Source organism: Chlorobium ferrooxidans DSM 13031 (genome assembly GCF_000168715.1).
GTDB classification, from domain to species: Bacteria; Bacteroidota; Chlorobiia; order Chlorobiales; family Chlorobiaceae; genus Chlorobium; species Chlorobium ferrooxidans.
The window spans coordinates 25,352-31,837 of sequence record NZ_AASE01000024.1; the positions used below are offsets into that span (position 1 = coordinate 25,352).

At 51.7% G+C, this 6,486-nt stretch carries 7 protein-coding genes and 1 pseudogene; 6 read left to right on the forward strand and 2 right to left on the reverse strand.

Going from position 1 to position 6,486, the window contains the following annotated elements; genetic code table 11:
- Position 1: 1 nt before the first annotated feature.
- Together CFERDRAFT_RS09935 and CFERDRAFT_RS09940 are read right to left on the reverse strand one after the other, a co-directional pair.
- Positions 2-1,000: an AAA family ATPase gene (locus CFERDRAFT_RS09935; RefSeq protein ID WP_006367113.1), complete on the reverse strand. Its 999-nt coding sequence runs from the start codon at positions 998-1,000 to the stop codon at positions 2-4.
- Between the two features lie 97 nt (positions 1,001-1,097).
- Positions 1,098-1,325 carry a hypothetical protein gene (locus tag CFERDRAFT_RS09940; RefSeq protein ID WP_040433687.1) on the reverse strand — a complete coding sequence of 76 codons (228 nt, stop codon included), beginning with the start codon at positions 1,323-1,325 and terminating at the stop codon, positions 1,098-1,100.
- Between the two features lie 23 nt (positions 1,326-1,348).
- Between CFERDRAFT_RS09940 and tsaD the strand changes: the two genes are divergently transcribed.
- The 6 genes and pseudogenes from tsaD to CFERDRAFT_RS09970 form a co-directional block, all read left to right on the forward strand.
- Positions 1,349-2,401: a tRNA (adenosine(37)-N6)-threonylcarbamoyltransferase complex transferase subunit TsaD gene (gene tsaD, locus CFERDRAFT_RS09945; RefSeq protein WP_006367114.1), complete on the forward strand. Its 1,053-nt coding sequence runs from the start codon at positions 1,349-1,351 to the stop codon at positions 2,399-2,401.
- A gap of 82 nt (positions 2,402-2,483) precedes the next feature.
- A complete protein-coding gene (gene yajC / locus CFERDRAFT_RS09950; RefSeq protein ID WP_006367115.1) occupies positions 2,484-2,837 on the forward strand; it encodes a preprotein translocase subunit YajC in 354 nt (117 codons plus the stop codon).
- Between the two features lie 8 nt (positions 2,838-2,845).
- Positions 2,846-3,955 (forward strand): glutamine-hydrolyzing carbamoyl-phosphate synthase small subunit, encoded by a 1,110-nt coding sequence (gene carA / locus CFERDRAFT_RS09955; protein WP_006367116.1) that lies wholly within the window; start codon positions 2,846-2,848, stop codon positions 3,953-3,955.
- A 43-nt stretch (positions 3,956-3,998) separates the two neighbouring features.
- Positions 3,999-5,138: a pyridoxal-phosphate-dependent aminotransferase family protein gene (locus tag CFERDRAFT_RS09960; protein ID WP_006367117.1), complete on the forward strand. Its 1,140-nt coding sequence runs from the start codon at positions 3,999-4,001 to the stop codon at positions 5,136-5,138.
- A 155-nt stretch (positions 5,139-5,293) separates the two neighbouring features.
- Positions 5,294-5,962 carry a tetratricopeptide repeat protein gene (locus CFERDRAFT_RS09965; RefSeq protein WP_006367118.1) on the forward strand — a complete coding sequence of 223 codons (669 nt, stop codon included), beginning with the start codon at positions 5,294-5,296 and terminating at the stop codon, positions 5,960-5,962.
- Between the two features lie 4 nt (positions 5,963-5,966).
- Positions 5,967-6,486, forward strand: a pseudogene (locus tag CFERDRAFT_RS09970) (cobalamin-dependent protein); the annotation flags it as partial.

Here is a 6,486-nt window from a genome sequence, read left to right on the forward strand (position 1 = left end):
CTCATGGCACCTGCACATGCTGGAGAATCTGACGGATAATATCGTCTGAACGGATATTGTCGGCTTCGGCTTCGTATCCCGGCCTTATGCGATGGCGAAGGGTATCATAGGCGATTGCCTTGACATCCTCAGGGGTTATGTATGGCCGATTCTGCAAAAAGGCGTGCGCCTTGGAAGCAAGCAGAAGAAAGATCGAAGCTCTGGGGGATGCGCCGTACTCGATCATGGTCTCAAGCGATTCCATACCGTAGAGTGCCGGTTTTCTGGTGGCAACGACAAGATCAACAATGTAGCGCTGTACCCTCGGATCAACATAGATACGGTCAATCAGTCCTCTTGCCTTTGCAATATCATCAGGCTGCACGACCGCCGTAATCTCCTTATCAGTTGCGGTTGTGGCCGACTGCAGCATAATCTCAAGCTCTTCATCGTAGGATGGATAATCGACCAGCACCTTCATCATAAACCGGTCTACCTGCGCCTCCGGCAAAAGATAGGTCCCTTCGTGCTCGATAGGGTTCTGGGTAGCCAGCACCATAAAGGGCTCCTGAAGGGGAAAGGTCTGATTGCCGATGGTAACCTGATGCTCCTGCATCGCCTCAAGCAGGGCGGACTGCACCTTGGCCGGTGAACGGTTGATTTCGTCGGCGAGAATGACATTGGCAAAAACCGGCCCTTTTCGGGGATAGAACTCCATGTCTTTCGGATTATAGATCATGGTTCCGATAAGATCGGCGGGAAGCATATCAGGGGTAAACTGGATCCGCTGGAACTTCAGATTCATGGCGGCGGCAAAGGTTCTGATAATGAGCGTCTTGGCAAGACCCGGTACCCCTTCAAGCAGGATATGACCATTTACCAGGAGGGCAATGAAGACCCGCTGGATAACCTCCTTCTGACCGATAATCCTGCGCGAAAGCTGTTCCTCAGCCTTTTCAAGAAAACGGGAGGCCTCCGTAATCTGCCTGCCCAGTTCCTCCAGTTCTACCGCATACTGCATAGCATCTCCATCGTTCATTTTCTTTGAAATAACGGCATGCTGCTGATCGCCGCAAGCCGCTCAAGTCGATGTTACCCTCTCCATGCAATCCGGAGCATCACCTCTTTTTGATAAACCCCCTGAGGCCGAATAGAATCAAGAGCAGACCACCGACCAGCGCAGACCAGGAGTAAAGGTCGGAAAGGTAACTGAGACTGTTCCAGATACCAACTTCGGGAGCAAAGAGCAGGATCAGATCTGCTCCTACAAGTATAATCAGAACATGGAAAAAACTTACCTTGACAGGCGGTTTGCTATTATTCTCGGGTTTGTTAGCTTTGGCCATAGCTCTACAGAAAAAATCAGTCCATGAAAATTTTAGGCATCGAAACCAGTTGTGATGAAACCTCGGCATCCGTTATCTGTGACGGCAGGGTCGCCTCCAATGTCGTCAGTTCTCAGCGCTGTCACACGAGCTTTGGCGGTGTGGTGCCGGAACTCGCTTCAAGAGAGCACGAACGGCTTATCGTCTCGATTGCCGATGCAGCAATAACCGAAGCAAATATAACAAAAAAAGAGCTTGATGTCATAGCCGCCACGGCCGGCCCCGGCCTTATCGGTGCCGTCATGGTAGGGCTCTGTTTTGCCCAGGGTCTCGCATGGGCACTCGGAGTACCCTTCATACCGGTCAACCATATTGAGGCGCACATGTTCTCCCCCTTTATTGATGAGGGGCCCTCTCACCGCGCTCCCGAAGGGGCTTTTATCTCCCTGACGGTATCGGGAGGTCACACGCTGCTTTCGGTAATAGAGCAGGACCTCTCTTATGCGGTTATTGGCAGAACGCTTGATGATGCTGCCGGAGAGGCATTCGACAAAACCGGCAAGATGCTCGGGCTTCCCTACCCGGCAGGCCCGGAGATCGACCGGCTGGCAGGAGATGGTGATCCAAAATTCCATGAGTTCCCCAGAGCACTCACCTCCCGGTCACAGACCAGCAAAAGTTACGACGGCAATTTCGATTTCAGCTTTTCCGGTCTGAAAACCTCGGTCCTCACCTTTCTGCAGAAACAGAAACCGGAATTCATAACAGCAAACATACAGAACATTGCCGCCTCCATTCAGTGGGCTATCGTCAGCGTACTGGTTGAAAAAACCATTGCCGCAGCCCGCTCCCGGGGCATAAAAGAGATCGCAATCGCCGGAGGCGTAAGTGCCAACTCGGGACTCAGAGCAATGATGCACGCTGCCTGCAAAAAAGAGGGGTTCACGCTCTATCTGCCCGGTGCCGTTTACTCGACCGACAATGCCGCCATGATCGCCACACTGGCCGGAGTAAAACTCTCACGGGGCATGAAAGCCGAACGGCTGTACAACATTGCACCCTTCGCCAGTTTCAGCTCCGGCAGACCGAAGCCGTGATTGAAATAGTTCCATAAATACATTACATTATTGCTCACAAATTAAAGCTGTAACGATTTTTTATCCATATCACGACATAACCATGCATAACAGTATTCTCACACTGCTTCTTTTTGCGCCTCCTGCCGGCGGCCCTGCACCGAATCCCTTCCTTCAGATTGTTCCGATGGTGCTTATTTTTGTTGTCTTCTACTTTTTCATGATCCGTCCGCAGCAGAAAAAACAGAAAGAGAAGGAGAAGGTTCTGGACAGCCTGAAAAGAGGAGACAAGGTTGTCACCATAGGCGGTATTCACGGTACGGTTGCCGGAATCGACAGCGACAAAAAGACTGTGCTGGTGCAGGTGAACGAAACCACTAAAATCAAGTTCGACCGGAGTGCTGTTGCCAATATTGAAGCACAGGATTCGGGCGATAAACTTACGACCAAGGAATGAGCAGAATAATGCAGCCAACTCCAGCAAAATTGGTATTGGAAAACGGATCTGTCTATAACGGAACAGCATTCGGCCATATCGGAGAGACGTCCGGCGAGGTGGTTTTCAATACATCACTGACCGGGTATCAGGAAATTCTTACCGACCCCTCCTATACCGGCCAGATGGTGCTGATGACCTATCCGTTGATAGGCAACTACGGCATCAATATCTCCGATAATGAGTCATCAAAAATGTGGGCATCCGCCTTTATTGTCCGGGAGCTCTCCAATGTCCACAGCAACTTTGAAGCGACCGAATCTCTTGACTCCGCACTCAAAAAGGCAGGCGTGATGGGGCTTGCCGGAATCGACACCCGCAAGCTTGTGCGCGAAATCCGTGAAAAAGGAGCCATGAGAGGGGTCATCTCCGCTCTCGACTCCAATAACGAAAGTCTCCATCAGAAAGCCCTGAACATCCCCGAAATGAGCGGGCAGGATCTGGTCAAAACCGTTACGACAAGCGAAAACTATACGCTTGAAAAAGCTGATGCCCGTTACCATGTTGCCGCTCTTGATTACGGCATCAAAACCAATATCCTGCGCATGCTCCAGAATTCAGGGTGCCGGGTAACGGTTCTCAAGGCCGGAACTCCGGCTGAAGAGGTGATCAAGCTCAACGCGGACGGGGTATTTCTCTCAAACGGACCCGGTGATCCTTCTGCTGTCAGCTACGCAATAGAGACCATAAAAAAACTGGTTGAGTACAACCGCTCAACAAAACCGCTGCCGATATTCGGCATCTGCCTTGGCCACCAGCTTCTCGCACTCGCTTTCGGAGCTGAAACCTACAAGCTCAAATTCGGCCATCACGGCAGCAACCACCCGGTTAAAAACCTCCAGAACAGCCAGATAGAGATAACGTCGCAGAACCACGGCTTCTCGGTAAACATGGAGTCACTTCCCGAAGCTCTTGAAATGACCCATCTCAACCTCTACGATCATACAGTTGAAGGGGTAAAGCATAAAACGCTCCCCTGCTTTTCCGTGCAGTACCATCCGGAAGCAGCTCCGGGACCGCACGATTCGCACTACCTTTTCGCAGAGTTCACCTCGCTGATGGATCAGGCGAAAAACTGACAGCAGAGGATCTCTTTAATTATAAAACCCATTTTCTGAAGAGATGAAAAAAAGATTATTTACGCCGGGACCGACGCCGGTTCCTGAAAATGTCATGCTTCGCATGGCCGCTCCGATTATCCATCACAGAAACCCTGAGTTCATGGAGATTCTGGCCAGGGTTCATGAGGATCTCAAGTATCTCTTCAGAACCAGCCAGCCGGTAGTTGTGCTGAGCTGTTCCGGCACCGGCGGCATGGAAGCCTCCATCTCAAGCCTCTTCAAAAAGGGTGACAAGGTTATCACCGTCAACGCCGGCAAGTTCGGCGAACGCTGGGGTTCACTGGTACGCATCTTTACCGGCAACTGCATTGAGGAAAAAGTGGCATGGGGTTCAGCCCTTCAGCCCGAACGCCTTGCCGAACTGCTTAAAGAGCACCCGGATGCCAAAGGGGTCTGCCTGACCCATTCGGAAACATCAACCGGAACGGCAGCAGACATCAAGAGTCTCAGCGCACTCATTCGCGAAAACTCTGACGCCCTTGTGCTCGTAGACGGCATTACCGCTGTTGGTGCACACGAGTTTCATTTTGATGACTGGGGAGTGGATATCTGCATCACCGGCTCACAGAAGGGACTCATGATGCCTCCCGGACTGGCATTGATTGCCATCTCTGAAAGAGCCCAGGATATCATCAACGGCCAGAAAGAGATCCCCCAGTTCTACCTGAGCCTGAAAAAAGCACTGAAAGCGCATGCCGATGACGATACCCCGTTTACACCTGCGGTTTCGCTGGTCATCGGCCTCGATGAAGCGCTGCAGATGGTACGGGCCGAAGGAATTGAAAATATCTGGAAACGCCACGAAAGCCTTGCAAACGCCTGCCGTCAGGGTTGCAATGCTCTTGGCATGAAGCTTTTCAGCAACTCACCCTCATTTGCCGTGACTCCGGTCTGGCTTCCTGAAGGAGTTGCATGGTCGGCATTCAACAAGGCGCTGAAAAACAGCAACGGCATTACGGTTGCGGCTGGTCAGGATGAGTTCAAGGGGAAAATTTTCCGCATCTCCCATCTCGGCTACTATGACGAACTCGACATGCTGACGGTTATCGGCGGCCTGGAGAGGGCACTGAAGGAGATAAACTTTGATTTTGAGATCGGAGCCGGGGTCAAGGCTGTTCAGCAGGCTTTTCTCGGTAAATGACCGTTCAGAGAGTTAACAGCAGAGCCCTGAATACTCGGGGCTTTGCTGTTTATGATGCGCAAAACATAGTGCCTCCTCCAAACATATTAAGTGCGCAGGCCATACCTTTTTGAGTTTCACTTCCTGCTCGTATCTTTAGAAAAAGCACTCCGGCCATGATCAGACTTTCCGTACTTTTTCTGTTTGTTACCCTCACCTCTTCCATTCCGGAGATGTTCAGCGAGTACCGTCTGAAACTCAAAGCCGATGCCCTCTATAACGCGCATGACTACAGCCGTGCGGAAAATGCATACCGCCAGCTGCTGCGAACAGGCAGTGAGCCAAAAGGAGCCGCATCATCACGATACAATCTGGCCTGCGCCCTCTACATGCAGGGAAAATACCGTGAAGCCGCATCCCTCTTTGCTCACAAGGCTGCCTATACACCGCAACAACAGGCCACAGCCCGCAAATCGCTTTTCAATGAAGGCAATGCGCTGGCAATGAGCGCAATCAACACAAGAGAAAAAACAGAAAAAACAGAGCTGTTCCGACGTTCACTTGCCCGCTTCAAATCAGTGCTTCTCGGTGATCCGGATGACGGTGATGCAAAAATCAACTATGAAATAGTACAACGCTACCTTCAGGAACTGGAGAGTCCTCCTCCGCAACCCTCTTCCGGATCAGGAAATCCGGCCAATGCGCACCCTGATTCAGGAATCGGTAGCGATGTGGCGTCACGCATACTCGAAAAAGCACAGCAGGATGAATCCTCACTGATGCGGCAAATTCCCCGGAGCAGCAAAGCTCCTGCCGAGGAGAGCCGCAACAACCGGGACTGGTAGCACCATGGCTGCACATAAAAAAGTTCTGCTGGTTTTTCTTCCTTCCGAAAGCGGAGTTGACGGTGCCCGATCGCTCTACAGCGAGAGCCGCAGTAACCCGCTCACCACCTGGTTCAACGGTTCACTGAGAACCCTTATCAAGAAAAGTCAGTTTGCTATTCCTCCTCTCTCACTCATGATCCTCAGCTCAATTGAGGTCCCGGGTGTAGAACAATCTATCTGCGACATGCGCTTTGAAGCGTTTCCGTTTCATGAAAGCTGGGATCTTGTCGGACTCAGCGTTCAGACCGGAATGGCCCGGCAGGCGTTTGATCTTGCCGACCGGCTTCGCAGAGAAGGAACCCCTGTCGCGCTTGGCGGAGCACATGTAACACTCTTTCCTGATTCATGCAGACCGCATGCGGATCTGCTGGTACACGGAGAGGCCGACGACCTGTGGAAAGAGGTACTCTCCGACCTCAAGTCAGGATGCCTGAAGCCCGACTACTACTCCGGAAGTTTTCCTGATATGAGTATTGCAAGAC